The sequence below is a fragment of the Cellulomonas fimi ATCC 484 genome, assembly GCF_000212695.1.
GTDB lineage: Bacteria > Actinomycetota > Actinomycetes > Actinomycetales > Cellulomonadaceae > Cellulomonas > Cellulomonas fimi.
On sequence record NC_015514.1, the window covers coordinates 1,642,725 to 1,669,236 of the forward strand.

Consider the following 26,512-nt stretch of genomic DNA (forward strand, 5'->3'; position numbering starts at 1 on the left):
CCGGGCCTGCGCCGTCCCCCCACCTGCCCGACCGGGCCGTAACCCCCGGTCGTCGTCCTCCGGAGGATCCCCATGCTGCTGAACGTCGCGCGCATCGGCCGCGCGCACGGGCTGCGCGGCGAGGTCGCACTCGACCTGCGCACCGACGCGCCGCAGGAGCGCCTCGCCGTCGGTGCCGTGCTGCAGACCGAGCCGGCCGGGTCCGGACCGCTCACCGTCATGCGCACACGGGTCCAGCAGGGGCGCTGGTACGTGACGTTCGCCGAGGCCTCCGACCGGACCGCCGCCGAGGCGCTGACGGGGACCACGCTCGTGGTCGAGGTCGACGAGGACGCGGACGCCGACGACGACGCGTGGTACCCGCACGAGCTCGCCGGCCTGCGCGCGGAGCACGTCGACGGACGGGTGCTCGGCGAGGTCGTCGGCCTCGAGCACGCTCCCGCGCACGACGTCCTCGTCGTCCGGGAGCCCGACGGCACACGGACCCTCGTGCCGTTCGTCCGCGCGATCGTCCCCACGGTGGACGTGCGCGGGGGGCGCGTCGTGCTCGACCCGCCGGGCGGGCTGCTCGCGTCCGACGCGGAGAACCTCGTCGTGTCCGACGAGACCCGCGGGACCGAGGCCTGACGTGCGCGTCGACGTCGTCTCGATCTTCCCCGACTACCTCGCGCCGCTCGACCTGTCCCTCGTCGGCAAGGCGCGCGCGGCGGGGCTGCTCGACCTGCGCGTGCACGACCTGCGGGACTGGACCACGGACCGCCACCGCACGGTCGACGACACCCCGTTCGGCGGGGGAGCGGGCATGGTCATGCGGCCCGACGTGTGGGGCCGCGCGCTCGACGACGTGCTCGACGACGGCGCGCACCTGCTGCTGCCGACGCCCTCGGGCGCCCCGCTCACGCAGCGCACCGCCGAGGCGCTCGCGACCGAGCAGCACCTCGTCGTCGCCTGCGGGCGGTACGAGGGCATCGACGCGCGGGTCGCCGAGCACTTCGCGACCCGGCCGGGCGTGCGGGTCAGCGAGTTCTCGATCGGCGACTACGTCCTCAACGGAGGCGAGGTCGCGGCGCTCGTGCTGGTCGAGGCCGTCGCGCGGCTGCTGCCCGGCGTGGTCGGTAACCCGGAGTCGCTCGTCGAGGAGTCGCACGGGGCGGCCGGCCTGCTCGAGTACCCGGTCTACACCAAGCCGCCGACCTGGGCGGACCTCGACGTGCCCGAGGTGCTGCTCTCCGGTCACCACGCCCGCATCGCGCGGTGGCGACGCGACCAGGCGCTCCTGCGGACGGCGCGCCGTCGTCCCGACATGCTCGCCGCGCTGGACCCCGCGGAGCTCGACGCGCACGACCGGGCCACGCTCGCCGACGCCGGGTGGGAGCCCGGCCCGGACGGCAGCGGCGGCTGACCACCGCGACGGCCGGCCCCCCGGCGTGCGCGATTACGCCGGTCCGTGCGCCGTGTGGCAGACTTGTCCGCTGGTGCGCGCCGGTCGCGTCTCTGCCACAGGGGAGACGGCCCACGACCAACCGGGACCACGTCGATCGCTCGACGCCCGGTCGCACCTGACCAGACCATCGCAGGCGCCCGCCGCAGCGCGGCCGGAGCGCCACGACGACGTTCCTGACCTGTGGCAGGGCGGGGAAGTGGCACACATGCACACGCTCGACCAGCTCGACGCAGCCTCGCTGCGCAGCGACGTCCCGGACTTCCGCCCCGGTGACACCGTCAAGGTCAACGTCAAGGTCGTCGAGGGCAACCGCTCGCGCGTCCAGGCGTTCCAGGGTGTCGTCATCGCCCGCCAGGGCAGCGGCGTCCGCGAGACCTTCACGGTCCGCAAGATCAGCTTCCAGGTGGGTGTCGAGCGCACGTTCCCCGTGCACTCCCCGTCGCTCGAGTCCATCGAGGTCGTCACCCGCGGTGACGTCCGCCGGGCGAAGCTGTACTACCTGCGGGCCCTGCGCGGCAAGAAGGCCAAGATCAAGGAGAAGCGCGACAACGCGCCGGCGAAGGGCTGAGTCCTTCGACGCTCCCGACCGACGGGCGGTCACCCTCCGGGGTGGCCGCCCGTCGGCGTCTGGCGACAGGCCGGGGTCCGTTACACGAAGTTCTCCCGGGCATGCGAGAGTGTGCGGGTGATCGACCGCCCCGCCGAGGAGCTCGACGACCAGCGCCGGCGCCCGCCGTGGCCTCGTGACGGGCTCGTCGTCCCGGCCCAGGACGGGAAGGTCGAGCCGACCGGCGCCGACGCGGGCGGACGGCAGGGACGTCACCACCGGCACGCGGCCCAGCAGAAGCGCAGCGGTGCGCTGTCCATGCTGCGCGAGACGGTCATCATCCTCGTCAGCGCGCTCGTGCTGTCGCTCGTCGTCAAGACCTTCCTCATCCAGGCGTTCTTCATCCCCAGCCCGTCGATGGAGCAGACCCTCGTCGAGGACGACCGCATCCTGGTCAGCAAGCTCACGCCGGGCCCCTTCGACCTGAAGCGGGGCGACATCGTCGTCTTCAAGGATCCCGGTGACTGGCTGAGCGGTGCCCAGGAGGTCGCGCCGACGGGGTTCGACAAGGTCGTCCGCACGGTGCTGACGTTCGTCGGCCTCTACCCGCAGGACGCGGGCGAGCACCTGGTCAAGCGGATCATCGGGCTGCCCGGCGACCACGTGGCGTGCGATGAGACGTGCCGCTCGCAGGGCGGGCCCATCACCGTGAACGGCGTCGCCGTCGACGAGCCGTACCTGGCGCCGGGCGCCGTGCCGAGCGACGTGGCGTTCGACGTCGTCGTGCCGGCGGACTCGTTGTGGGTCATGGGGGACAACCGCCAGCACTCGTTCGACTCGCGGTTCAACATGGGCAAGCCGGGCGGCGGCTCGGTGCCCGTCGCGAACGTGGTGGGCGTCGCGTTCGTGACCGTGTGGCCCCTCGACCGCGCCGGGCTGCTGCGCAACCCCACGGCCGCGTTCGAGGACGTCCCGGCCGCGCCGTGACCGCCGACGCCGCTCTCGTGCCGCGCGCGCGGCTCCGGGCTGCGCGGCCCGGCCCGCACCTGCGCCACGAACGCGTCCTGCTGCGCGACGGCGCGCGGCTCGTCGCCGGCATGGACGAGGTCGGACGCGGGTCGCTCGCCGGGCCCGTGAGCGTCGGCGTCGTGGTCGTCGACGTCGCGACGCGCTCCGCACCGCGAGGCGTCGCCGACTCCAAGCTCCTCACGCCGGCCGCGCGCACCGCGCTGCTGCCCGCGCTCGGCCGGTGGGGCGTCGCCCGCGCCGTCGGGCACGCGAGCGCCGAGGAGATCGACGCCGTCGGGATCATCGCCGCCCTGCGGCTGGCCGGGACGCGCGCGCTGGAGACCGTGCACGCAGCCGTCGGGCCCGTCGACGTGGTGCTGCTCGACGGCTCGCACGACTGGCTGTCCGGGCCCACGCAGCAGGACCTCTTCGCCGCGGTCGACGCCTCCGCCCCCACGCCGCCGCGCGTGCTCACGCGCGTCAAGGCGGACCGCACGTGCGCGACCGTCGCTGCGGCGTCGGTGCTCGCCAAGTGCGAGCGCGACGCGGTCATGGTCGACCTGGCGGCCCGCCACCCCGAGTACCGCTGGGACGAGAACAAGGGCTACTCCTCGCCGGACCACCTCGCCGCGCTGCGCGACCACGGCCCGTGCGTGCTGCACCGCCGGTCGTGGCGGCTGCCCGCCGCGGACGGACCCGGCCCGCGCGACGTGGTCGACGCCGACGCGCTGCTGCCGCTCGACGTCCTCGAGGCGTACGACGGCGCGAGGGTCGTGCCGGCCGAGGCGCGCTGAGGCGTACCGGCTCCGCCGCGCGGGTGCCGGTGGTGGGTGCGGGCCGCCCATGGGGGATGATGGACCGGTGAGCGCCGAGGACCTGGAGAACTACGAGACCGACATGGAGCTCGCGCTGTACCGCGAGTACCGGGACGTCGTGGGTCTCTTCTCGTACGTCGTGGAGACGGAGCGCCGGTTCTACCTGGCGAACCACGTCGACCTGCAGGTGCGGTCCGCCGCGGGCGAGGTGTACTTCGAGCTCAGCCTCGCGGACGCGTGGGTGTGGGACGTGTACCGGTCGGCGCGGTTCGTGAAGTCGGTGCGCGTCGTGACGTTCAAGGACGTCAACGTCGAGGAGCTCGCCAAGGCGGAGCTCGACCTGGGCGGCGGCGCGGGCTTCCCGCGCTGATCCGACGCCCAGCCGTCCACAGCCCCCGGCCCCGCCGGCCCTCTCCACGGCGGCGCCCGGTCGTCGCGTCCGGCGTCCGGCCCGCGCGGCAGCCTTCCGTGCGGAGGTGGTCCGGTGCGTGCGAAGGACGCGGTGGGACGGTACGGCGAGGACGTGGCCGCGAGGCACGTCGTCGCGCGGGGCTGGCAGGTGCTGGCCCGCAACTGGCGGTGCAGCGACGGCGAGCTCGACCTGGTCGCTCTCGACGGCCGTGAGCTCGTGGTCGTCGAGGTCAAGACGCGGCGCTCGACCACGTACGGCAGCCCTGCGGAGGCGGTGACGGCGCGCAAGCTCGCCCGGGTCCGCCGGCTCGCCGCGCGGTGGCTCGCGGAGCACGACGTCCGGCCGGCCTCGGTGCGGGTCGACGTGGTGTGCGTGAGCGTCCCGCGCAGCGGCGCGGCGCTCGTCGAGCACCTCGTGGGGGTGGTCTGAGTGACGCTCGGGCGCTCCTGGGCGGTCGCGCTCGTCGGGCTCGCCGCGCACGTCGTCGAGGTCGAGGCGCACCTCGCGCCCTCGCTGCCGGCGTTCACGCTCGTCGGGCTTCCCGACGCGGCCCTCGCCGAGGCCCGCGACCGCGTGCGCGCCGCCGTGACGTCGAGCGGCCTGCCCTGGCCGAACCGGCGCATCACGGTGAACCTCAGCCCTGCGGCGCTGCCGAAGTCGGGCTCCGGGTTCGACCTCGCGATCGCCGTGGCGACGCTCGCCGCTGCGGGCCTGCCCGACGCGGAGCGTGCCGGCGCGGTCGTCCACCTCGGGGAGCTGGGCCTCGACGGCCGCCTGCGACCCGTCCGGGGCGTCCTGCCGGCGGTCGCGGCCGCGGTCGCCGCGGGGCACCCGCGCGTCGTGGTGCCGGCCGCGAACCTCGCCGAGGCACGTCTGGTGCCCGGCGCGCTGGTCGTCGGTGCGGCGAGCCTGGCCGAGGTCGCCGCGCTGTACGGCGCGCCGGTCGCGGTCCCCGACCTGCCGGCGGTGGGCGCCGAGGCGCCTCCCGGACCGGCGCAGGAGGACTGCGGCGACCTGGCCGACGTCCTGGGCCAGGACGACGCGCGGCACTGCCTGGAGGTCGCCGCCGCGGGTGGCCACCACCTCCTCATGGTCGGTGCGCCCGGCACCGGCAAGACGATGCTCGCCGCACGGCTGCCGGGACTGCTCCCCGACCTCGACGAGGCGGCGGCCGTCGAGGTGACGTCCGTGCACTCCGTCGCGGGCACCTTCGACCCCGGCGCGGGGCTCGTGCGGCGGCCGCCGTTCGAGGACCCGCACCACACCGCGACGCCCGCGAGCGTGGTCGGTGGGGGATCCGGTCTGCCCCGACCGGGGGCCGCGTCGCGGGCGCACCGAGGGGTGCTGTTCCTCGACGAGGCGCCGGAGTTCACCTCCGCGGTGCTGCAGACGCTCCGCCAGCCGCTCGAGCACGGCGAGGTGGTCCTGCACCGGGCGGCGGGTGCCGCGCGGTACCCCGCACGGTTCCAGCTCGTGCTCGCGGCGAACCCGTGCCCGTGCGGCCGCGCGGTCGGCCGCGGTCTCGACTGCACGTGCCGCAGCGAGCAGCGCCGGCGCTACTTCGCGCGCCTCTCCGGCCCGTTGCTCGACCGGGTGGACGTGCAGGTCGAGCTCGAGCCGGCGCGCGCGGCGGGTCGCGCGGGGGACGGCAGCGCCGTCGTCGCGCGCCGGGTCGCCGCCGCCCGCGCGGCGCAGGAGCAGCGCCTGCGGACGACGCCGTGGCGGACGAACTCGGAGGTGCCCGGCCGTTGGCTGCGGGACCGGTTGGGCCCGGACCGGGCGGCGGTCGCGGACCTCGACCGGGCGCTCGAGCGGGGAACGCTGAGCCTGCGCGGCGTGGACCGGGTGCTCCGGGTGGCGTGGACGCTCGCCGACCTCGACGGCCGCGCGGCACCGACGCGCTCCGACATCGGCCGCGCCCTGCTGCTGCGGACGCGAGGGCACGGCGCATGAGCAGCGCACCCGAGCCGCACGACGAGCGCACCGCCCGCGCCGCGTGGAGCGAGCTCGTCGAGCCGGGCGACCCGGTCGCCGGCGCGCTGGTCGCCGCGTGGGGCGCCCGGGAGGCGTGGGAGTGGGTCCGTCGTGCGGCGGTGGACGGCGTCCGCGACGACGTGCCGTCCGCGTCGCGGTCCCGGGTGGCCCGCGCGGTCGACCGGTGGGCACCCCGGCTGCCGGCCGTCGACGGGGCGGGCCGGCTCCGCGCGCTGGAGGACCTGGGCGGCACCCTGCTCGTCCCCGGCGACGGCCGCTGGCCGCGGGGACTGCGCGACCTCGGACCGGCGGCACCGCTCGCCCTGTGGGTGCGGGGTCGCAGCGACCTCGACGCCGTCACCGATCGCTCGGTCGCGGTCGTGGGCGCCCGCGCCGCCACGACGTACGGCGAGCGTCTCGCGCACGACGTCGCCGGTGCGCTGGTCGACGCGGACGTCGCCGTCGTGTCCGGGGGAGCGTTCGGGATCGACGCCGCCGCGCACCGCGGGGCGCTCGCGCGCGGCGGTCCGACGGTCGTCGTGCTCGCGGGCGGCGTCGACCGTGCCTACCCGGTCGGCAACGCCCGGATGATCGCCGCCGTGATGGACGACGGGGGAACGGTCGTCTCCGAGGTCCCCGTCGGCGCGCTGCCGACCCGCAGCCGGTTCCTGCAGCGCAACCGCGTGATCGCCGCGACGGCACGGGCGTCCGTCGTCGTGGAGGCGGCGTGGAGGTCGGGGGCGATCAGCACCGCCCACCACGCGGCCGGTCTGCTGCGTCCCGTCGGCGCGTTCCCCGGGCCGGTCACCTCGGTCGCGTCGGCGGGCTGCCACCGGCTGCTGCGGGACGGCGTCGCGGTGTGCGTGACGGATCCCTCCGAGGTGCTCGAGCTCGCCGGTCTCGGGGGAGCCCGGGGTACCGGGGAGCCGGGGACGCGCGACACCGGTGCCGGACCGGCGGACGGTCTGCCCGAGCACGCCGCGCGGGTCCTGGACGCGTTGTCGCGGCGCCGGGCGCGGGACGCCGCGACCACCGCCGCCGACGCCGGGGTGAGTCTCGCGGAGGCCCGCGCGGCACTCGGGCTCCTCGAGCTCGCGGGGCTCGCCGAGCGTGTGGTCGACGGGTGGCGGCTCGGTCCCGCGACACGTGCCACCCCGACCGCCCCGGCGTCGTCGCCCGGCGGAGTTCCCGGCCGTGGACGGCCGGTCGGGTGAATTTCGGCGGCCGAAACGGCCGAATCGGACATCGATTCAGACAATGCCGCCACATTCGCCCCCGATGGGCCGACCGAGTGACGAACGTCGCTTGTTCCCGCCTGTGTTTCCCGCCACCGTAGGGCCATGAACGAGACGCGGCCCGCGACGGAGGACGTTCTCCCCGCGAGTTCCTCGGCCTCGTTCTCGGCATTCCGCGTGATTCCGGGAATGTCGGCCGGCCCGGCTCGGTGCGGCGCTCGGCGGACGGTGCAGTCCGCGGCGGCCACGCAGCGCGCCACGGTCGGCGAGCGCACGCCCTCCCTCCTCGCGGTCCGACCGGGTCGCCCGGCCGACGACCGCCCGCGCACGCGCGCACGCACGAACGGAGTACCCCGATGACGAGTGCCCTGGACACCGGGCTGGTGCTCCGTACGCGTCACGCCGGCAGCGCCCCGCTGGGCGTCATCCCGCAGCAGCGCGGCACGGCCCCGACCGATGCCCCGCAGGTCGACGTCCCCGAGGTGTCGGCCGTCGACGCCGCGTGGGCCGACTTCAAGTCCACCGGCTCGCGCGCCGCCCGCGAGCACCTGATCCTGCACTACGCGCCGCTCGTGGCGGCCGTCGCCGGCCGCGTCGGGATGCGCCTGCCCAGCACGGTCGAGCAGGCGGACCTCGTCTCCTACGGCATGTTCGGTCTCATCGACGCGATCGAGAAGTACGAGACCGACCGCGCGGTGAAGTTCGAGTCCTACGCCTCGTCCCGCATCCGCGGCGCGATCATCGACGAGCTGCGGGCCATGGACTGGGTGCCGCGCTCGGTCCGCACCAAGGCACGCTCCGTCGACCGCGCGTACGCCGAGCTCGAGGCGACCCTGCACCGTGCCCCCACCGAGGCGGAGGTGGCCCGCCACCTCGAGATCTCGGTCGGCGAGCTCCGGGCGACGTTCTCCCAGCTGTCGACCGTCAACATCGCCGCGCTCGACGAGCTGCTCGGCGGCGGCGAGGACCGTCAGGCGGGCGTGTGCCTCGTCGACACCCTCGGTGACGAGCGCACGCAGGACCCGGCCGGCTCGCTCGACGCGGCCGAGACCAAGTACCTGCTGGCGCGGGCGATCGAGCAGCTCGGCGACCGCGAGCGCATGGTCGTCGTCCTCTACTACTACGAGGGCATGACGCTGGCCGAGATCGGCCGGGTGCTCGGCGTCACCGAGTCCCGCATCTCGCAGATGCACACCGCGGCGATGCTGCGCCTGCGCACGCGCCTCGTGGAGGCCGAGCAGGGCTGACGCCCCGTCTCGTACGACCCCGGACGGGTCGGCCCGCCGTTCCTCGGCGCGCCGGCCCGTCCGTCCGTGCGTCCTGCCGTCGCCCCGGCCCGTCCGTGCGTCCGGCCGTCGCCCCGGCACGCGCGGCGCTCACCCGCACCCGCGCGGACCGCCCTGCGGGACGCCTCGACGGGTAGGGGCGCCCGCTACCCCGGTGGGAGGAGCACGATCGGTCCGCCGCCGACGAGCGCCATCGGGTCGAGGTACTCCTCGCCCCGCCGCACGCCCCAGTGGACGCACGCCGCGGGCGCGCAGTGCGAGCCGCCGGCGGCCACGGTGCCGATGGCCTGGCCCGCCGCGACACGCGCCCCGACCGCGGCTGCCGCGTCGACGGGCTCGAACGAGGACCGCAGCCCGTCGTCGTGCGCGACGGTGACGACGCCGCGCCCCGCCACGACGCCCGCGAACGCCACCGTGCCCGCGGCCGGCGCCACGACCGTGGACCCGTCGGGTGCCCGCAGGTCGACACCCCGGTGCCCGGCGGCCCACGGCTCGGGCGGGCGCTCGAAGGCACGCAGGACCGCTGGGTCCCCGTCCACCGGCAGCTGGTAGGGGCCGTGCGTGCGGCCCGACGCCGACGTGGGCACCGGTGCGGGCGGGTCGGCCGCGGCTGCGGCCGCGAACGGTGGAGCGGCGAGCGCCGCGAGGAGGGTGACCGCCGCGACGAGGGGCCAGGGGTGGGGGTGGGGCACGCCTCACCGTGGCGCCCGGCGGCTCCGGGCGTCGCGGCGGGCGGGTCGTGCGGTGGACGACGCGCCGACGGCGCCGGCTGTGGACGGCTCGGCGGCACCGTCACGATCGGGGGCGCGGTCCGGAGCCTCGCCCGGGGCGCCGTCCGGGGCACGGCCGGGCATCGGCTAGACTTCCCCTGCGACCGGTCCGTGCCGGTCGACATCGCGCACCATCCACCCGCCCGCACGTCCGCCCCGCGGACCGCGGCCGGGGTCGGACGCCGCACCGGTCCGGGACCACCGTCAGTCGACGAGGTCCCGGCGCGGCCTCCGACATGGTGCCAGGGGCCCCGACCACGTCGGAGCCGACAACCGAGACGCGGGTCCGCCGAGGCGGGTCCGCCCAGACGCGCGCACCGCACGGTGCGCGCCGGAAGGACGTGCCATGGCCGTCGTGACCATGCGCCAGCTGCTCGAGAGCGGTGTCCACTTCGGGCACCAGACCCGCCGCTGGAACCCCAAGATGAAGCGCTTCATCTTCACCGAGCGCAACGGCATCTACATCGTCGACCTGCAGCAGTCGCTGTCCTACATCGACCGCGCGTACGACTTCGTCAGCCAGACCGTCGCGCACGGCGGCTCGATCCTGTTCGTCGGCACCAAGAAGCAGGCGCAGGAGCCCGTCGCCGAGCAGGCCGCCCGCGTCGGCATGCCGTACGTCAACCAGCGCTGGCTCGGTGGCATGCTCACCAACTTCACGACCGTCCACAAGCGCCTGCAGCGCCTCAAGGAGCTCGAGCAGATCGACTTCGACGACGTCGCGGCCTCGGGCCTGACGAAGAAGGAGCTGCTCGTCCTGCGTCGCGAGAAGGACAAGCTCAGCAAGACCCTGGGCGGCATCCGCGACATGGCCAAGGTCCCCTCGGCCGTGTGGATCGTCGACACCAACAAGGAGCACCTCGCGGTCGACGAGGCGCGCAAGCTCGGCATCCCGGTCGTCGCGATCCTCGACACCAACTGCGACCCGGACGTCGTCGACTACCCGATCCCGGGCAACGACGACGCGATCCGTGCCGTGCAGCTGCTCACCCGCGTGATCGCGGACGCCGCCGCCGACGGCCTGCTCAAGCGCCACTCGGGCCGCACCGCCGCCGCGGAGGGTGCCGAGGCCGACGCCGAGCCGCTCGCCGAGTGGGAGCGTGAGCTGCTCGCCGGTGCCGAGGCGCAGGTCGCCGAGGCCGCCGCCGAGCCCGAGGCCGCTGCCGCCCCCGCCGCGGACGAGGCCGCTGCCCCCGCCGCGGACGAGGCCGCTGCCCCCGCCGCGGACGAGGCCGCCGAGGCGCCGGGTGCGGACGCTGCGCCGGCCGTCGACGCCGCCGCCGAGGCCGCCGAGGGCGACGCCGAGTCCAAGTGACCGGGCCCCGGCCCGCTGCACCCCACCACGACAGGAACGGGAACCACTGATGGCGAACTACTCGCTCGCGGACATCAAGGCGCTGCGCGAGAAGACCGGCGCCGGCATGCTCGACGTCAAGAAGGCGCTCGAGGAGGCGGAGGGCGACTCCGACAAGGCGCTGGAGATCATCCGCGTCAAGGGCCTCAAGGGCGTCGGCAAGCGTGAGGGCCGTGCGGCCTCCGACGGTCTCGTCGCGGCGCACGTCGGTCCGACGGCGGACGGCGAGGGCCAGACCGGCGTGCTGGTCGAGGTCAACTCGGAGACGGACTTCGTGGCGAAGAGCCCGAACTTCGTCGCGCTGGCGGAGCGCGTCCTCTCGGCCGCGGTCGGCTCGGCCGCCCGTGACGCGGACGCGCTGCTGGCCACCGAGGTCGACGGCACGAGCGTGCAGTCGATCGTCGACGAGACGGCCGCCACCCTGGGTGAGCGCGTCGTCGTGCGTCGTCTGGCCCGCGTGGCCGGCGAGCACGTCGAGGTCTACCTGCACAAGGTCAACAAGGACCTGCCCCCGCAGGTCGGCGTCCTCGTGGCGACCGACGCGGCCGGTGCCGGTGTCGCCCGCGACATCGCGACGCACATCGCGGCCTTCTCGCCGACGTTCCTCACGCGTGAGGACGTCCCGGCGGAGACGGTCGAGAGCGAGCGTCGCATCGCCGAGGAGACGGCCCGCACCGAGGGCAAGCCCGAGGCCGCGCTGCCGAAGATCGTCGAGGGCCGCCTCAACGGCTTCTTCAAGGAGAACGTCCTGCTCGACCAGGCGTTCGCGAAGGACCCGAAGAAGTCGGTCGGCCAGGTCCTCACCGAGGCCGGCGGCACGCTGACGGGCTTCGTCCGTTACCGCGTGGGAGCCTGACGCCATGTGACACGACGGTGGCCCCGGCCCGGGAGGGTCGGGGCCACCGTCGCACCGGGGCCGGGTGCAGCGCCCCGTCGCACGACCGAGCACGACCGATGTCGATGGAGGCGCAGTGACCCAGGACCCGACCGCGACCGCGGAGGTCGCACCCCCGCGGCGCGTGCTCCTCAAGCTCTCCGGAGAGACGTTCGGCGGCGGTGACGTGGGTCTCGCGGCCGACGTCGTGCAGCGGGTCGCGGCCGAGATCGCGGTCGCGGTGCGCTCGGGCGTGCAGGTCGCGATCGTCGTCGGCGGCGGCAACTTCTTCCGCGGCGCCGAGCTGTCGCAGCGCGGCATCGACCGCGCACGCGCGGACTACATGGGCATGCTCGGCACGGTGATGAACTGCCTCGCGCTGCAGGACTTCCTCGAGCAGGCCGGGGTGAGCACGCGCGTGCAGACCGCCATCGCGATGGGCCAGGTCGCCGAGCCGTACATCCCGCTGCGCGCGATCCGGCACCTGGAGAAGGGCCGCGTCGTGATCTTCGGCGCGGGCGCCGGCATGCCCTACTTCTCGACGGACACGGTGAGCGTCCAGCGGGCCCTGGAGACGCACTGCCAGGAGGTCCTCATGGGCAAGAACGGCGTCGACGGCGTCTACAGCGCGGACCCGCGCAAGGACCCGTCGGCCGTCAAGCTCGACCACCTGACGTACACGGACGCCCTCGTGGGCGACCTCGGCGTGATGGACGCGACGGCTCTGAGCCTGTGCCGCGACAACGACGTGGTCATGCGGGTGTTCGGGCTCGAGGAGCGGGGCAACGTCACGCGCGCCCTGCAGGGTGAGAAGATCGGCACGCTGGTCACCGCGAGCTGACGCACCACGCCCGCACGCCAGACCCGAGACGACAGCAGCACGAAGGAGCAGCGGTGATCGACGAGACCCTCCTCGAGGCCGAGGAGAAGATGGACAAGGCGGTCGAGGTCGCGAAGGACGACTTCGCGACGATCCGTACCGGCCGGGCCAACGCGGCGATGTTCTCCAAGGTGTTCGTCGACTACTACGGCAGCCCCACGCCGCTGCAGCAGCTCGCGTCGTTCAACGTCACCGAGGCGCGCACGATCCTGGTCTCGCCGTTCGACAAGTCGTCGACGACGGCGATCGAGAAGGCGCTGCGCGACTCCGACCTGGGCGTCAACCCCACCAACGACGGCAACGTCATCCGCGTCGTGCTGCCGGCCCTCACGGAGGAGCGCCGCCGCGACTTCGTGAAGCTCGCCAAGGCCAAGGCGGAGGACGCGCGCGTGTCGGTGCGCTCCGTGCGCCGCAAGGCCAAGGAAGAGCTCGACCGCATCGTCAAGGACGGCGAGGCCGGCGAGGACGAGGTCGTGCGCGCGGAGAAGGAGCTCGAGGCGCTCACGAAGAAGCACGTCGAGACGATCGACCACCTGCTCGCCTCCAAGGAGAGCGAGCTCCTCGAGGTCTGATGACGGAGCACAGCACCATCGCCGCCCCCCGCACCCTGCGCCCGGGCCGTGACCTCCCGGTCGCGGTCGTGGTCGGCGTCACGCTGCTCGTCGTGGTGGTCGCCTCCCTGTTCGTGCGCAAGGAGGCGTTCGGGGTCCTGGCGATCGTCGCCGTGTGCGCGGCGCTGTGGGAGCTCGCGCAGGCGTTCACGCGCCGCAACATCCACCTGCCGCTCCTGCCGCTGCTGGTGGGCGCGGTCGGCACGCTCGTGTCGGCGTACCTCGCCGGTCCGGAGGCGCTGTTCGTCGCGTTCATGCTCACGGTGGGCGGCGTGGTCGTGTGGCGGGTCCTCGACGGCAGCGGCGAGCCCGCGGTGCGCGACGCGACCGCGGGCGCCTTCGCGGCGGCGTACCTGCCGTTCCTCGCCGGGTTCGCGATGCTCATGCTCGCGGAGCCCGACGGGCCCGCACGCGTGCTGCTGTTCATCCTGCTCGTCGTCGCGAGCGACACGGGCGGGTACACCGTGGGGGTCCTGCTCGGCCGGCACCCCCTCGCGCCCTCGGTCAGCCCGAACAAGACCTGGGAGGGTCTGCTCGGGTCGATCGTGCTCGCATGCGTCGTGGGAGTCGTCGGCGTGCAGATGGCGTTCGAGGGCGAGCCGCTCGTCGGGGTGTTCCTCGGCCTGGCGACCGTCGCGACGGCGACGCTGGGCGACCTCGCGGAGTCGATGCTCAAGCGCGACCTGGAGCTCAAGGACATGGGCCGGCTCGTCCCGGGGCACGGCGGTGTCCTCGACCGGCTCGACTCGCTGCTGCTGACGGCGCCGGCCGTCTACCTCGTGCTGGCGATGCTGGTCCCGGCCACGGTCTGACCAGCACCCACCGACGAGCACCCCCGCGGGCGCCGACCGACCCGCACCGACCGACCGTCCGACCCGCGGCCACCGCCGCACCACCAGAAGGGGGTACCCGCACATGACCGGTACACCCGTGCGTCTCGACCTGTCGTCCCCCACCCGTGGGCCGCGGGGCAAGCCGCCCAAGCACTTCGTCGACCTGACCCCGGAGCAGCGGGTCGCCGCGGTCACCGAGCTCGGTGAGAAGCCGTTCCGCGCCAAGCAGCTCGCGACGCACTACTTCACGCACCTGACGTCGGACCCCGCGGCGATGACCGACCTGCCGAAGGCGACGCGGGACAAGCTCGTCGAGGGCCTGTTCCCGACGCTCCTCACCGCGCACCGCACGCTCACGGCGGACCAGGGCACGACGGTCAAGACGCTGTGGCACCTGTTCGACGGCGCGAAGGTCGAGTCGGTGCTCATGCGCTACGCGAACCGGACGACGCTGTGCATCTCGAGCCAGGCGGGCTGCGGACTCGCGTGCGCGTTCTGCGCGACGGGCCAGCTCGGCCTGACCCGCAACCTGTCGACCGCGGAGATCGTCGAGCAGGTGCGCGCCGCGGCCCGTTCGCTCGCGGACGGCGAGGTTCCGGGCGGCCCGACGCGCCTGACGAACGTCGTGTTCATGGGCATGGGCGAGCCGCTCGCGAACTACAAGGCGGTCATGGAGACGGTGCGCCGCCTCGTGGCGCCGACGCCGGACGGGCTGGGCATGTCGGCCCGCAACGTCACGGTGTCGACGGTCGGCATGGTGCCGGCTATGGACAAGCTGGCGAACGAGGGCATCCCGGTGACGCTCGCGCTGTCGCTGCACGCCCCGGACGACGAGCTGCGCAGCGAGCTGGTCCCGGTGAACACCCGGTGGAGCGTCGACGAGGCGATCGACTCGGCGCACCGGTACTTCGAGAAGACCGGCCGTCGCGTCTCGATCGAGTACGCGCTCATCCGGGACGTCAACGACCACGCCTGGCGTGCGGACCTCCTCGGCGAGAAGCTCGCTGCCCGTGGCACGGGCTGGGTGCACTGCAACCCGATCCCGCTCAACCCGGTGCCGAACTCGCGGTGGACGGCGAGCGATCCCCAGGTGGAGCGGGAGTTCGTGGCACGCTTGCGTGCGCACGGCATCCCGACGACCGTCCGGGACACGCGCGGCAGCGAGATCGACGGTGCGTGCGGCCAGCTCGCGGCGGAGGAGGACTGAGTGAGCGACGGCATGTTCCGGACCGTCTCCGGCCTGAAGCAGGGCTACGACCCGGACGAGGTCGACGACTTCTTCACGCACGCCCGGCAGGTGTACGAGACCGGCCCGTCGTCCGCGCTGTCCAGCAAGGACGTGCGCGGCGTAGCGTTCGACATGGTGCGCGGCGGCTACGTGACGTCGGCGGTCGACGCGGCGCTGGACCGTCTCGAGGCGGCGTTCGTCGCGCGCCAGCGCGCCGAGTTCGTGGCGCGCAACGGCCAGGAGGCGTGGATGGCGCGCCTCAGCGAGCAGGCGCGCTCGCTGTACGGCCGGCTGTCCCGCCCGGACGGGGACCGGTTCGGTCCGCCGGAGGGCCGCGAGCAGGGGTACGAGCCCGCGGACGTCGACGCGTTGTGCCACCGGCTCGTCGCGTACTTCGACAAGGGCACCCCGCTGTCGGCGGCCGAGGTCCGCTCGGCGACGTTCCGCAGCCGCAAGGGGGGCAACGCGTACGCCGAGCCGCCCGTCGACGCCTTCCTGGCCCGCGCGGTCGAGGTGCTGCTCGGCGTCGAGTGAGCCCGGCCGGGTGAGTCCTGCACCGTCGGCGTGGCCGCGAGCAGGGGCGCCGTCGGGGAGGATGGGCGCGTGAGTGCACGCACCGTCGTCATCCTCGGCTCCACGGGGTCCATCGGCACGCAGGCGATCGACGTCGTCCGGCGCAACCCGGAGCGGTTCGACGTCGTCGGTCTGAGCGCCGGCGGGCGCGACGTCGCGGCGGTCGCGCGGGACGCGCGCGAGCTCGGCGTGCAGACGGTCGCCGTCGCGGACGAGGGCGCGGGTCCCGCGCTTGCCGCGGCGCTCGACGGCACGGGGATCGAGGTGCTGGCCGGGCCGGACGCGTCGACGACGCTCGCGGGCCGGGGCGCCGACGTGGTGCTCAACGGCATCACGGGGTCGGTGGGGCTCGGGCCGACGCTCGCGGCGCTGCGTGCGGGGAGCACGCTCGCGCTCGCCAACAAGGAGTCGCTCGTGGTCGGCGGCGCGCTCGTGCACGCCGCGCGACGCCGCGACGACCAGATCGTGCCCGTCGACTCCGAGCACTCGGCCATCGCGCAGGCCCTGCGCGGCGGGGCGCGCGGCGAGGTGCGCCGGATCGTCCTGACCGCGTCGGGCGGTCCGTTCCGCGGCTGGTCGCTCGACGACGTCAAGACGGTCACGGCGCAGCAGGCCCTCGCGCACCCGACGTGGTCGATGGGGCCGGTCGTGACCGTCAACTCCTCGACCCTGATGAACAAGGGGCTCGAGCTCATCGAGGCGCACCTGCTGTTCGGCGTGCCCGTCGACGACATCACGGTGGTCGTGCACCCGCAGTCGGTCGTGCACTCGATGGTCGAGTTCGTCGACGGCTCGACGATCGCGCAGGCGTCCCCGCCGGACATGCGCCTGCCCATCGCCCTCGGCCTGTCGTGGCCGGACCGGGTCCCGGCCGTCGCACCGCCGTGCGACTGGTCGCAGGCGACGGCGTGGACGTTCGAGCCCCTCGACGAGGAGGTGTTCGGCGCGGTGCGCCTCGCGCGGGAGGCGGTCGCCGCGTCGGCGACCCACCCGGCGGTGTACAACGCGGCGAACGAGGAGTGCGTCGACGCCTTCCTCGCGGGCCGGATCGGCTTCCTGGACATCGTCACGACCGTCGAGCGCGTGCTGCGCGAGCACGACGGGACCGCGCCCGGAGACCTCACGCTGGACGCGGTCCTCGCGGCGGAGGCGTGGGCCCGTGCCCGCGCGCACGAGGTGCTCGACCGCCGCTGACGCGACCCGCCCGGACGGGGCCGCGACGGCGGCCGGGGTCGGCTGGGGTCGGCCGGGCGGTGGGGGCGCGGCCGGGAGCGGCGTCAGCGCGGCGTGCGCACCCCGTCGGGCACGCGCACGGTGGCGTCCGCGCGCTCGGCACGCCGCCGTGCCACGGCGCCGTCCAGCACCCTCAGGGGGCCGGCCGGCCACGCGGGCGAGCGGTGCCCCACCCACGGCAGCCGCACGAGCGGGCTGTCGGCACCCGTGACGAGGTCCGCGACCGTGCGGCCCGCGAGGTTCGCCGCGGCGGCCCCGCCGGACCCGAGCCCACGGATCCACGCGACGCCGTCGTCACCGAGGCCGACCGACGGGAGCCCGTCGCGCGCGACACCGAGCGGCACCGTCCAGCACAGGCTGGCCGCGGCGCCGTCGAGCGAGCCGAACAGCGACGCGAGGGCCGCCCGCAGGCGCGCGGCCGCCCGCTCGACGTCGCGTCCCGCGGGGCCGCCCGCGCCGGCCGGCACGCCGACGGGGTCGACGAGCAGGAGCCGTCCGTCGTCGGTGCGGGCCCCCCGCACCGGCAGGGGGCGCACGTCGGTGAACGACTCCCGCCCGAGGCCGACGGCGCCCCACGCGGCGGCGTCGAGCGGCGCGGTCGTGACCGCGACGGCGTGCCGCGACGCGACCGCGCGGGCATCGCCCGCCGGTCCGGCCGACCACGCGCCGAGCGCGCGCACCGACCACCGCGTCCGGACGGTGCCCCGGTCGGTGACGACGGCACGCGGCGACACCCGCACCGCGTGCGTGCGCTCGACGACGCGTGCGCCGCGCGCGAGCACGACGTCCCGCAGCCCGCGCGCGAGCCTCGCCGGGTCGAGCCGGGCGCTGTCGTGCCCGACGAGGCCGCCCAGGACGCCGTCGGCGCCCACGAGGTCGGTCGCCTCCGCGGGCCCGAGCAGGTGCAGGTCGTCGTCGTCCGCGGCCGTGCGGGCGACGGCGGCGAGGTGCTCGAGCGCGCCGGGATGGCGGGCGAGCCACACGGTCCCCCCGTAGTCGAAGCCGCAGTCGACCTGCTCGGCGGCGGCCACGCCCCCCACCTCGACGACGGCGTCGCGCAGCGCCTGCCGCAGGGCGCGTCCGTCGGGCGGGACCTCGTCGGCCGGGACCGGGAGCACCGGGTCGGCCGTGCACCACCCGTCGCCCCGTCCCGCGGCACCGCCGCCCACGACGTCCGCCTCGACGACCAGGACGTCGAGCGCGGGGTCGGCCTCGAGCAGGTAGTACGCGGTCCACAGCCCGCTCAGGCCTGCGCCGAGGACGACGACGTCGGCGCGGGAGTCGCCGTCGAGCGGCGGGCGGGGCTCCTCCGTGGGGAGCCGGTCGAGCCAGAGAGGGTGCGTGCGGGGGACCGTCGCCATGCCCGGACGGTAGTGCCCCCCGCGGGCGGCGGCGAGGGCGGACCGTACGTCCCCGGCCCGTCGAGGTGCTCCGCGCGGGTGGCACGGGCGGAGCTGTCAGCGGCCTCCCAGCCGGGCAGGGGATGATGGGTGCCGGTCCGGGGCAGTCCCGGGCCCGTCCGCGCGCGCGGACGCGTGTCGAGGTGTGAGGGTCCGGATGGCGTACCTGCTCGGGGTGCTCGTCTTCGTCGTCGTGCTGCTCGCGTCCATCGCGCTGCACGAGGTCGGGCACATGGTGCCCGCCAAGCGCTTCGGCGTGCGCGTGAGCCACTACATGGTCGGGTTCGGGCCGACGCTGTGGTCGCGCACCAAGGGCGAGACGGAGTACGGCCTCAAGGCCATCCCGCTGGGCGGGTTCGTGCGGCTCGTGGGGATGTACGCACCCGACGAGGCCGTCGGCAACCCGCCCGCGCGCACGTGGCTGGGCCGCCTCGCCCGCGACGCCCGGCAGGCGAGCGCCGAGGAGATCCGGCCGGGGGAGGACCACCGGGCGTTCTACCGGCTCTCGACGCCCAAGAAGCTCGTCGTCATGCTCGGCGGGCCCGTGATGAACCTCGTCATCGCCGTCGTGCTGCTCGGCGTCGCCCTGTCCGCGATCGGTGCGCCGACGGGCACGAGCACGACGCTGCAGGCCGTGTACGCGTGCGTGCTGCCGTCGGACGCCCCGGCGGACCGGACCTGCACCGACGCGGACGAGCCCGCCCCCGGCGCCGCGGCGGGCATGCGCCCCGGCGACACCGTCGTGCGCTACGACGGCACCGACGTCACGTCCTGGGCGCAGCTCACCGAGCTCATCCGTGCGAGCGGCGACCAGGAGGTGCCCGTCGTCGTCGAGCGCGACGGCGCGCGGGTCGACCTGACGGTCACGCCGGTCGTGGCCGACCGCCCGCAGCTCGACGACGCGGGGGAGGCCGTCCTGGGCCCGGACGGCGAGCCGGTCATGACGCGCGTCGGGTTCCTGGGAGTGCAGCCGATGATGGCGCTCGAGCGCACGCCGGTCCTCGAGGTGCCCGGGGTCGTCGCCGAGCGCACGTGGCAGACGATCACCGTCGTGGCGACGCTGCCCGCGCGCGTCGTCGACCTCGTGCAGTCGACGTTCGGCTCGCAGGAGCGGGGCGTGGACAGCATCGTCGGGGTCGTCGGCATCGGTCGGTTCGCCGGCGAGATCGGCGCCTACGAGGGGCTCGGCGACCTCGGCCTGGAGGTCAAGGTCGTCTCCTGGCTCGAGATGCTCGCGATGCTCAACGTCGCGCTGTTCGTGTTCAACCTCATCCCGCTGCCGCCGCTCGACGGCGGGCACGTCGCCGCCGCCCTCTGGGAGGGCGCGCGCCGGCAGGTCGCACGCCTGCGGGGGCTGCCGCGGCCGGGCCCGTCGGACAGCGCGCGGCTCGTCCCGCTCGCGTACGCCGTGTTCGTGCTGCTGGGTGCGGTCGGCCTGCTGCTCGTGTACGCCGACATCGTCAACCCGGTGACGATCTGACCCGTCCCGTGCGACGGCCCGCGACCGCGCGCGGGTTCTGTGCGGGTCTCGTGGCGGGCGCCCACGACGGCCGGGGGCTGCGCGCGACGGTGCGATGATGGACGGGTGAGCACCCCGATCAGCCTCGGCATGCCGCAGGCGCCGGTCCCCGTCCTGGCCCCCCGCCGTCCCTCGCGCAAGATCCGCGTCGGCAGGGTGGAGGTCGGCGGCGACGCCCCGATCAGCGTCCAGTCCATGACCACGACGCCGACGACGGACATCAACGCCACGCTCCAGCAGATCGCCGCGCTGACGGCGTCGGGCTGCGACATCGTGCGCGTCGCCGTGCCCAGCCAGGACGACGCGGACGCACTGCCCGCCATCGCCCGCAAGTCCCAGATCCCCGTGATCGCCGACATCCACTTCCAGCCGAAGTACGTGTTCGCCGCGATCGACGCGGGGTGCGCGGCCGTCCGCGTGAACCCCGGCAACATCCGCAAGTTCGACGACCAGGTCAAGGAGATCGCCCGCGCCGCGACCGACGCGGGCGTCTCGATCCGGATCGGCGTCAACGCCGGCTCGCTCGACCCGCGCCTGCTCGCGAAGTACGGCAAGGCCACGCCCGAGGCGCTCGTCGAGTCCGCCGTGTGGGAGGCGTCGCTGTTCGAGGAGCACGGCTTCCACGACTTCAAGATCTCGGTCAAGCACAACGACCCGGTGGTCATGGTCCGCGCGTACGAGCTGCTCGCCGAGGCGGGCGACTGGCCGCTGCACCTCGGCGTCACCGAGGCGGGCCCGGCGTTCCAGGGCACGATCAAGTCCGCGACGGCGTTCGGCGCGCTGCTGAGCAAGGGCATCGGCGACACCATCCGCGTGTCGCTGTCCGCGCCTCCCGTCGAGGAGGTCAAGGTCGGCATCCAGATCCTGCAGTCGCTGAACCTGCGCCCGCGCAAGCTCGAGATCGTGTCGTGCCCGTCCTGCGGGCGTGCGCAGGTCGACGTCTACACGCTCGCGGAGAAGGTCACCGCCGGCCTCGAGGGCATGGAGGTCCCGCTGCGCGTGGCCGTCATGGGGTGCGTCGTCAACGGCCCCGGCGAGGCGCGCGAGGCCGACCTCGGCGTCGCGTCGGGCAACGGCAAGGGGCAGATCTTCGTCAAGGGCGAGGTCATCAAGACCGTCCCGGAGTCGCTCATCGTCGAGACCCTCATCGAGGAGGCCATGCGGCTCGCCGAGTCGATGGACCCGGTCGAGGCCGGCCAGGGCGGGCCCACGGTCTCGGTCGGCTGACGTCGGCGGCGCGCCACGTCGAAGCGGTTCGGTCGCCGACGGGACCGCCCGCCCGCCGTGGTGCACAATCCGTGTCATGGGTTCTCGGCGCGCGGTGCTGCTCGACGAGCGGGCAGGGGGCCGCGTCCTGGGGGACGTGGACCTGCAGGCGGCGCTCGCGGTCTGCGCCCGTGCCCCCGTCGCCGCGGTGCTGGCCACGACGCGCCTCGAGCAGGCGGTCGCGGGCGGCCTGCGGACCGCCGGCGGGTCGTTGTGGGGCTTCGAGCACGAGGGTGAGCTCGTGGCCGTATGCTGGGCCGGCGCCAACCTCGTCCCGGTCGTCCCCGTGCGCGACCCCCGCGTCGCGCAGCGGGCCCTCGACGCGTTCGCCGGGCTCGCGCGCGCCCAGGGGCGGCGGTGCTCCTCGATCGTCGGCGCCGCCGAGCCCGTCCTCGGGCTGTGGGACCGGCTGAGCACCGTCTGGCCCGCCGCGCGCGAGGTCCGCGCCGTGCAGCCCTCGATGGTGATCGACCACCCGCCCGCGGTGACGCCCGACCCGCAGGTGCGCCGCTCGCGTGCGGACGAGTACGGGCTCGTCCTGCCCGCCTGCATCCGGATGTTCACCGAGGAGGTCGGCTACTCGCCCGCGGGTGGCCCGAACGGCCCGTACGAGACACGCGTGCGCGGGCTCATCGCCGCGGGACGCTCGTTCGTGCGCGTGGAGCGCGAGGACGGGCGCCGCGGTCCCCGGGACACGGTCGTGTTCAAGGCCGAGCTGGGCGCCGTCGCGGGCGGCGTGGCCCAGGTGCAGGGCGTCTGGGTGACCCCCGAGCGGCGCGGTGAACGGCTTTCGGAGACCGGCATGGCGGCGGTCGTCGAGCTCGCGCGCACGGCGGACACCCCCGTCGTGTCGCTCTACGTGAACGGGTACAACCACCGCGCGGTCGCGGCGTACACGGCCGTGGGGTTCCGCCGGGTCGGCACGTACGCCACCGTGCTCTTCTGACGCCGGCCGACGGCGCGCCGCCGGCTGTCGCCGTGCGGTCGGGCAGCCGGCGCCGCCCAGGTCCCTACCTCCGCGGCCCGGCGCTCAACGCAGCAGCCGCGACATCCGGCGGTCGGCGAGCGGCTTGCCGCCCGTCTGGCAGGTCGGGCAGTACTGCAGCGACGAGTCCGCGAAGGACACCTCGTGCACCGTGTCGCCGCACGGCACCCCGTCCCACCCCGGGCACGCCTCGCCCGTGCGGCCGTGCACCCGCATGCCGCGGCGCTTGGCGTCCTTGAGCTCCGCCGCCGGCCGGCCCGACGCGGCCTCGACGGCCTCCGTGAGCACCTGCCGGATCGCCGCGTACAGCGTCGCCGTGCGGTCGGCGTCGAACGACCGGGTGGGCGCGAACGGGCTCATCCGGGCCGCGTGCAGGATCTCGTCGGAGTAGGCGTTGCCGATGCCCGCGATCGTGCCCTGGTCCCGCAGGAGGCCCTTGACCTGCTGGTTGCGGGCCGCGAGCAGCTCCGTGAGCCGGTCCTGCGTGAACTCGTCCGACAACGGCTCGACGCCGAGCGTCGCGACCTGGGGGACGTCCGTCGGCTCGGCGACGACGTGCACCGCGAGCCGCTTGCGCGTCCCCGCCTCGGTGAGGTCGAACCCGGACCCGTCGTCGAGGCGCACGCGCAGCGCGATCGGCGACTTGCCCGGCCGCACGGGCCGGTCGGAGAGCTGGTCCGTCCAGCGCACCCAGCCCGCCCGGGACAGGTGCCAGACGAGGTGCAGCGGCTCGCCGGTCGCGGTGGCCACCATGAGGTCCAGCCACTTGCCGTGCCGCGTCACGTCGACGACGACGGCGCCGACGAGCGCGTCCGGCGGCGGGCGGAACGTCTTGAGGGCGCTGATCGCACCCACCTCGACACCGGACACGGCGTGGTCGACCGCGCGCCCGCGCAGGAACCCCGCGAGCGCCTCGACCTCGGGGAGCTCGGGCACGGGCCCATCCTGGCCGACGCCGCCCACAGGGGACAGCCCGGGGCGGCGCGAGGGCACCCCGCCGCGACCACTAGGCTCGCCCCCATGCTCCTGCGCCTGTCCACGCTGTTCGTCCGCACGCTGCGCGAGGACCCCGCCGACGCCGAGGTGGCCAGCCACAAGCTGCTCGTGCGCGCCGGCTACATCCGCCGCGCGGCCCCGGGCATCTACACCTGGCTCCCGCTCGGCCTGCGCGTGCTCGCCAAGGTCGAGGCCGTGGTGCGCGAGGAGATGGCCGCCGCGGGCGCCCAGGAGGTCCACTTCCCGGCCCTGCTGCCGAAGGAGCCCTACGAGGCGACGGGGCGCTGGACCGAGTACGGGCCGAACATCTTCCGCCTGAAGGACCGCAAGGGCGGCGACTACCTGCTCGCGCCCACGCACGAGGAGCTGTTCACGCTGCTCGTCAAGGACCTGTACTCGTCGTACAAGGACCTGCCGCTCACCCTCTTCCAGATCCAGACGAAGTACCGCGACGAGGCCCGCCCGCGTGCCGGCCTCATCCGCGGACGCGAGTTCGTCATGAAGGACGCCTACTCGTTCGACGTCGACGACGCCGGCCTCGACGCGTCCTACGCCGCTCAGCGCGCCGCGTACCAGCGCGTGTTCGAGCGGCTCGGGCTCGAGTACGTCATCGTGTCCGCGACGTCCGGCGCGATGGGGGGCTCGCGGTCCGAGGAGTTCCTGACGCCGACGGCGATCGGGGAGGACACGTTCGTGCGCTCGGCGGGCGGCTACGCCGCGAACGTCGAGGCCGTCACGACCGTCGCGCCGCCCGCGCTCGACTGGTCCGACGCGCCCGCGGCCCACGTCGAGGACACGCCCGACACCCCGACCATCGACACCCTCGTCACCGTGTCGAACGACCGCTTCCCGCGTGCGGACCGGCCCTGGACCGCCGCCGACACGCTCAAGAACGTCGTGCTCGCCCTCGTCCACCCGTCGGGCGAGCGCGAGCTGCTCGTCGTCGGCCTGCCCGGCGACCGCGAGGTCGACCTCAAGCGTCTCGAGGCAGCGCTCGCGCCCGCCGAGGTCGAGGCCGCGGGCGAGGCCGACTTCGCCGCCCACCCGGAGCTCGTCAAGGGCTACATCGGTCCCGGCGTGCTGGGTCCGAACGTGCCCGTCGCCGACGGTGCCGAGCGGACCGCGGTGCGGTACCTGCTCGACCCGCGCGTCGTCGACGGCACGCGCTGGATCACGGGTGCGAACGAGCCCGGGCGGCACGTCTACGACCTCGTCGCCGGGCGGGACTTCACCGCCGACGGGACCGTCGAGGCCGCCGAGGTGCGCGCGGGCGACCCCGCACCCGACGGCTCTGGGCCGCTCGAGCTCGCGCGCGGCATCGAGATCGGCCACATCTTCCAGCTCGGCCGCAAGTACGCCCAGGCGCTCGGGCTGACGGTGCTCGACCAGAACGGCAAGTCCCAGGTCGTGACCATGGGCTCCTACGGCATCGGCGTCACGCGCGTGCTCGCGGCGCTCGCCGAGGCCAACCACGACGACCGCGGGCTCGCGTGGCCCGCGCACGTCGCCCCCGCGCACGTGCACGTCGTCGCGACCGGCAAGGACGCGAGCGTCTTCGAGGCCGCCGAGGACGTCGCGGCGCAGCTCGTGGCGCGCGGCGTCGAGGTGCTCTACGACGACCGCCCGAAGGTCTCGCCGGGCGTGAAGTTCGCCGACGCCGAGCTGTTCGGCGTCCCGCTGGTCGTCGTCGTCGGCCGCGGGCTGGCCGAGGGTCTGGTCGAGGTGCGCCCGCGCGTCGGCGGGGAGCCCGTGCAGGTGCCCGTCGCCGACGTCGTGGAGCACGTCGCGGGGCGCGTCGCGGAGCTGCTCGCGCGCTGACGTCACCGGCCCGGCGGTCCCGGTCGACGCGTGCGTCGCGTCCGGGCCGTCGGCCGGTGACGAGGCGCCGCAGGCGCCGGACCTCGGTCGGTGCCACCACGGTCGGTGCACGGCGTCAGGCCACGGTCGGTGCCCCGGCGTCAGGCCACGGTCGGTGCCCCCCGGGCGTCAGCCCTCGGTCGGCGTGGGCGTGGGAGCCACCGCGGCGAGCTCCGGCATGCCTGGGAACGCGACCGGCGTCGCGCCCCACGTGCGGGCGCGCTCCGTGGCGGCGCGCAGCCCGTCCAGCAGGACGGCGCGGGCGCCCGGGTCCGCGCTCGCGAGCAGGTGGCCGTAGGTGTCGGCGACGCCCGTCTCGAGCGTGCGCGCGAGCGACGTCGTCACCGCCGGGTCCTCGAGACCGGCCGGGAGCGCGTAGGCGACGCGACGCGGGTCGTCGGCCGTGCCGGCCGCACCCGAGGCCTCGGCCCACCGGCTCGCCTCCTGGCGGTGCCGGGCGGCGGTGTCGCGTGCGGTCGTGCGTGCCGCGTCGGTCAGCTTGGCGGCGACCACCTCGAGCCCGTAGCCGGCCTCGTCGTGCGCGAGGGTGAGGGCGTCGAGATCGGTGCGGGTCAGCCCCGCGGGCGCGGCCTCGGCCGAGGCGTCCGCGTCGACGCCGGCATCGTCTGCGTCCGTGCCGTCCGTGCTGTCGGTGCCGTCCGTGCTGTCGGTGCCGTCCGTGCTGTCGGTGCCATCGGTGCCATCGGTGCCGTCGGTGCCCGCGGGCCGGGCGGCGAGGTCCGGCGCGGGGGCGCCCAGCGCCGTCGCGAGGCGCTGCGCGAGGTCGACGCGCGACGCCGCGACCGAGCCCACGAGCCGGGCGAGCGGCCCGTCCGCGACCGTGTCGGCGTCCGCGAGCGCGGTGCGCGCGTCGGCCGTCAGCTCCTCCAGGACGGCCTCCGGCGCCACGGCGGGGGGCGTCGGGGCCGACGCCGTGGCGCTCGGGGAGGGGGTCGCGTCGGGCAGGCCCGAGTCGTAGACGCCTCCCAGCTGCTGCGCGTGCAGGTCGCCGAACGCGGCGACGTCGGTCAGCACCGCGGACACCGGTTCGGCGGGGGCGGCGGCGAGCGCCGCGCGCGCGTCCTGCGCGAGGCCGAGGGCGTCGTCGACCGTGCGCCCGCGCACCTGCTCGACGGCGTCCGGCGACGGCTCGACGGGTGGCGGCGTCTCGAGCCGCAGCCCGCACCCCGACAGCGCGACGGCGAGCACCGTCGCGGCGGCGGCGGACGCCGCGCGGCGGCGTCCGGCGAGGTGGGGGGCGGGAGGTCGGTGCGGCGCGCTCATCGCCGGTGATCCTCCCACGCGCCGCACGGCGGACCGGCGGGCACGCGCGGACTCGTTACGCTGGACCCACAACATCACAGGGTCGAGCCGCGCGTCGGTGACCCGTCGGAACCGACAGGAGGCCCTCC

Annotated in this window: 26 protein-coding genes; 22 read left to right on the plus strand and 4 right to left on the minus strand. The window is 75.2% G+C overall.

Annotated features, from left to right (window positions below):
- Positions 1-72 precede the first annotated feature (72 nt).
- The 10 genes from rimM (at position 73) to whiG (ending at position 8,682) form a co-directional block, all read left to right on the plus strand.
- Positions 73-627, plus strand: a complete 555-nt coding sequence (gene rimM, locus CELF_RS07565; protein ID WP_013770664.1) for a ribosome maturation factor RimM — start codon at positions 73-75, stop codon at positions 625-627.
- Between the two features lies 1 nt (position 628).
- Complete coding sequence (gene trmD / locus CELF_RS07570; RefSeq protein ID WP_013770665.1) at positions 629-1,402, plus strand: tRNA (guanosine(37)-N1)-methyltransferase TrmD; 774 nt, start codon at positions 629-631, stop codon at positions 1,400-1,402.
- Positions 1,403-1,649: 247 nt separating this feature from the next.
- A complete protein-coding gene (gene rplS / locus CELF_RS07575) occupies positions 1,650-2,012 on the plus strand; it encodes a 50S ribosomal protein L19 (protein WP_013770666.1) in 363 nt (120 codons plus the stop codon).
- Positions 2,013-2,129: 117 nt separating this feature from the next.
- On the plus strand, positions 2,130-2,978 hold the full coding sequence (gene lepB / locus CELF_RS07580; RefSeq protein ID WP_013770667.1) for a signal peptidase I: 849 nt from the start codon (positions 2,130-2,132) through the stop codon (positions 2,976-2,978).
- Positions 2,975-3,793 carry a ribonuclease HII gene (locus CELF_RS07585; RefSeq protein ID WP_013770668.1) on the plus strand — a complete coding sequence of 273 codons (819 nt, stop codon included), beginning with the start codon at positions 2,975-2,977 and terminating at the stop codon, positions 3,791-3,793. The genes lepB and CELF_RS07585 overlap by 4 nt, the downstream gene beginning before the upstream one ends.
- Before the next feature lie 67 nt (positions 3,794-3,860).
- Positions 3,861-4,184 carry a DUF2469 domain-containing protein gene (locus tag CELF_RS07590; RefSeq protein ID WP_041553372.1) on the plus strand — a complete coding sequence of 108 codons (324 nt, stop codon included), beginning with the start codon at positions 3,861-3,863 and terminating at the stop codon, positions 4,182-4,184.
- A gap of 114 nt (positions 4,185-4,298) precedes the next feature.
- Positions 4,299-4,655, plus strand: coding sequence for a YraN family protein (locus CELF_RS07595; RefSeq protein WP_013770670.1), 357 nt, complete (start codon positions 4,299-4,301; stop codon positions 4,653-4,655).
- Entirely contained in the window at positions 4,656-6,179 is a 1,524-nt protein-coding gene (locus CELF_RS07600) for a YifB family Mg chelatase-like AAA ATPase (protein ID WP_013770671.1), read from the plus strand.
- The gene (locus tag CELF_RS07605; RefSeq protein WP_013770672.1) at positions 6,176-7,414 is read left to right on the plus strand and encodes a DNA-processing protein DprA; all 1,239 of its coding nucleotides are present in this window, start codon (positions 6,176-6,178) and stop codon (positions 7,412-7,414) included. Before CELF_RS07600 ends, CELF_RS07605 begins: the two co-directional genes overlap by 4 nt.
- Positions 7,415-7,791: 377 nt before the next feature.
- Entirely contained in the window at positions 7,792-8,682 is an 891-nt protein-coding gene (gene whiG, locus CELF_RS07610) for an RNA polymerase sigma factor WhiG (protein WP_013770673.1), read from the plus strand.
- Between the two features lie 185 nt (positions 8,683-8,867).
- Here the strand turns inward: whiG and CELF_RS07615 are convergent, their stop codons facing one another.
- Positions 8,868-9,413: a M23 family metallopeptidase gene (locus tag CELF_RS07615; protein ID WP_013770674.1), complete on the minus strand. Its 546-nt coding sequence runs from the start codon at positions 9,411-9,413 to the stop codon at positions 8,868-8,870.
- A 424-nt stretch (positions 9,414-9,837) separates the two neighbouring features.
- On the opposite strand from CELF_RS07615, the gene rpsB reads away from it, so the two are divergent.
- From rpsB to dxr, 8 genes are all read left to right on the plus strand, one after another.
- Positions 9,838-10,806, plus strand: coding sequence for a 30S ribosomal protein S2 (gene rpsB, locus CELF_RS07620; RefSeq protein ID WP_013770675.1), 969 nt, complete (start codon positions 9,838-9,840; stop codon positions 10,804-10,806).
- A gap of 49 nt (positions 10,807-10,855) precedes the next feature.
- The gene (tsf, locus tag CELF_RS07625; protein WP_013770676.1) at positions 10,856-11,701 is read left to right on the plus strand and encodes a translation elongation factor Ts; all 846 of its coding nucleotides are present in this window, start codon (positions 10,856-10,858) and stop codon (positions 11,699-11,701) included.
- Positions 11,702-11,816: 115 nt separating this feature from the next.
- Entirely contained in the window at positions 11,817-12,560 is a 744-nt protein-coding gene (pyrH, locus tag CELF_RS07630) for a UMP kinase (protein WP_013770677.1), read from the plus strand.
- 53 nt (positions 12,561-12,613) lie between these two features.
- Positions 12,614-13,171 (plus strand): ribosome recycling factor, encoded by a 558-nt coding sequence (gene frr, locus CELF_RS07635; RefSeq protein ID WP_013770678.1) that lies wholly within the window; start codon positions 12,614-12,616, stop codon positions 13,169-13,171.
- Positions 13,171-14,022: a phosphatidate cytidylyltransferase gene (locus CELF_RS07640; RefSeq protein ID WP_013770679.1), complete on the plus strand. Its 852-nt coding sequence runs from the start codon at positions 13,171-13,173 to the stop codon at positions 14,020-14,022. Before frr ends, CELF_RS07640 begins: the two co-directional genes overlap by 1 nt.
- A gap of 103 nt (positions 14,023-14,125) precedes the next feature.
- Complete coding sequence (gene rlmN, locus CELF_RS07645) at positions 14,126-15,250, plus strand: dual-specificity RNA methyltransferase RlmN (protein WP_013770680.1); 1,125 nt, start codon at positions 14,126-14,128, stop codon at positions 15,248-15,250.
- Positions 15,251-15,805, plus strand: coding sequence for a DivIVA domain-containing protein (locus tag CELF_RS07650; protein ID WP_013770681.1), 555 nt, complete (start codon positions 15,251-15,253; stop codon positions 15,803-15,805). It abuts the gene before it with no gap.
- Between the two features lie 69 nt (positions 15,806-15,874).
- A complete protein-coding gene (gene dxr, locus CELF_RS07655) occupies positions 15,875-17,038 on the plus strand; it encodes a 1-deoxy-D-xylulose-5-phosphate reductoisomerase (protein ID WP_013770682.1) in 1,164 nt (387 codons plus the stop codon).
- Between the two features lie 83 nt (positions 17,039-17,121).
- On the opposite strand, the gene CELF_RS07660 is transcribed toward dxr, so the two are convergent.
- Positions 17,122-18,438, minus strand: a complete 1,317-nt coding sequence (locus CELF_RS07660) for an NAD(P)/FAD-dependent oxidoreductase (RefSeq protein ID WP_013770683.1) — start codon at positions 18,436-18,438, stop codon at positions 17,122-17,124.
- A 196-nt stretch (positions 18,439-18,634) separates the two neighbouring features.
- Here CELF_RS07660 and CELF_RS07665 point away from each other — a divergent pair, with 196 nt between their 5' ends.
- The 3 genes from CELF_RS07665 (at position 18,635) to CELF_RS07675 (ending at position 22,208) form a co-directional block, all read left to right on the plus strand.
- Complete coding sequence (locus CELF_RS07665) at positions 18,635-19,957, plus strand: M50 family metallopeptidase (RefSeq protein WP_013770684.1); 1,323 nt, start codon at positions 18,635-18,637, stop codon at positions 19,955-19,957.
- A gap of 105 nt (positions 19,958-20,062) precedes the next feature.
- Complete coding sequence (ispG, locus tag CELF_RS07670; protein ID WP_013770685.1) at positions 20,063-21,223, plus strand: flavodoxin-dependent (E)-4-hydroxy-3-methylbut-2-enyl-diphosphate synthase; 1,161 nt, start codon at positions 20,063-20,065, stop codon at positions 21,221-21,223.
- A 76-nt stretch (positions 21,224-21,299) separates the two neighbouring features.
- Entirely contained in the window at positions 21,300-22,208 is a 909-nt protein-coding gene (locus tag CELF_RS07675) for a GNAT family N-acetyltransferase (RefSeq protein ID WP_013770686.1), read from the plus strand.
- A gap of 84 nt (positions 22,209-22,292) precedes the next feature.
- Here the strand turns inward: CELF_RS07675 and CELF_RS07680 are convergent, their stop codons facing one another.
- A complete protein-coding gene (locus tag CELF_RS07680; RefSeq protein ID WP_013770687.1) occupies positions 22,293-23,183 on the minus strand; it encodes an Fpg/Nei family DNA glycosylase in 891 nt (296 codons plus the stop codon).
- 84 nt (positions 23,184-23,267) lie between these two features.
- On the opposite strand from CELF_RS07680, the gene CELF_RS07685 reads away from it, so the two are divergent.
- Positions 23,268-25,061 carry a proline--tRNA ligase gene (locus CELF_RS07685; protein ID WP_013770688.1) on the plus strand — a complete coding sequence of 598 codons (1,794 nt, stop codon included), beginning with the start codon at positions 23,268-23,270 and terminating at the stop codon, positions 25,059-25,061.
- Between the two features lie 168 nt (positions 25,062-25,229).
- On the opposite strand, the gene CELF_RS07690 is transcribed toward CELF_RS07685, so the two are convergent.
- Positions 25,230-26,384 carry a DUF4439 domain-containing protein gene (locus CELF_RS07690; RefSeq protein ID WP_013770689.1) on the minus strand — a complete coding sequence of 385 codons (1,155 nt, stop codon included), beginning with the start codon at positions 26,382-26,384 and terminating at the stop codon, positions 25,230-25,232.
- Positions 26,385-26,512: the final 128 nt, after the last annotated feature.

Coding starts and splice junctions, on each gene's coding strand:
- whiG (WP_013770673.1), top strand. CDS start 7,792: ATGACGAGTGCCCTGGACACCGGGCTGGTGCTCCGTACGCGTCACGCC.
- CELF_RS07665 (WP_013770684.1), top strand. CDS start 18,635: ATGGCGTACCTGCTCGGGGTGCTCGTCTTCGTCGTCGTGCTGCTCGCG.
- rplS (WP_013770666.1), top strand. CDS start 1,650: ATGCACACGCTCGACCAGCTCGACGCAGCCTCGCTGCGCAGCGACGTC.
- CELF_RS07675 (WP_013770686.1), top strand. CDS start 21,300: ATGGGTTCTCGGCGCGCGGTGCTGCTCGACGAGCGGGCAGGGGGCCGC.
- rlmN (WP_013770680.1), top strand. CDS start 14,126: ATGACCGGTACACCCGTGCGTCTCGACCTGTCGTCCCCCACCCGTGGG.
- CELF_RS07605 (WP_013770672.1), top strand. CDS start 6,176: ATGAGCAGCGCACCCGAGCCGCACGACGAGCGCACCGCCCGCGCCGCG.
- CELF_RS07685 (WP_013770688.1), top strand. CDS start 23,268: ATGCTCCTGCGCCTGTCCACGCTGTTCGTCCGCACGCTGCGCGAGGAC.
- CELF_RS07690 (WP_013770689.1), bottom strand. CDS start 26,384: ATGAGCGCGCCGCACCGACCTCCCGCCCCCCACCTCGCCGGACGCCGC.
- tsf (WP_013770676.1), top strand. CDS start 10,856: ATGGCGAACTACTCGCTCGCGGACATCAAGGCGCTGCGCGAGAAGACC.
- rpsB (WP_013770675.1), top strand. CDS start 9,838: ATGGCCGTCGTGACCATGCGCCAGCTGCTCGAGAGCGGTGTCCACTTC.
- CELF_RS07640 (WP_013770679.1), top strand. CDS start 13,171: ATGACGGAGCACAGCACCATCGCCGCCCCCCGCACCCTGCGCCCGGGC.
- rimM (WP_013770664.1), top strand. CDS start 73: ATGCTGCTGAACGTCGCGCGCATCGGCCGCGCGCACGGGCTGCGCGGC.
- CELF_RS07660 (WP_013770683.1), bottom strand. CDS start 18,438: ATGGCGACGGTCCCCCGCACGCACCCTCTCTGGCTCGACCGGCTCCCC.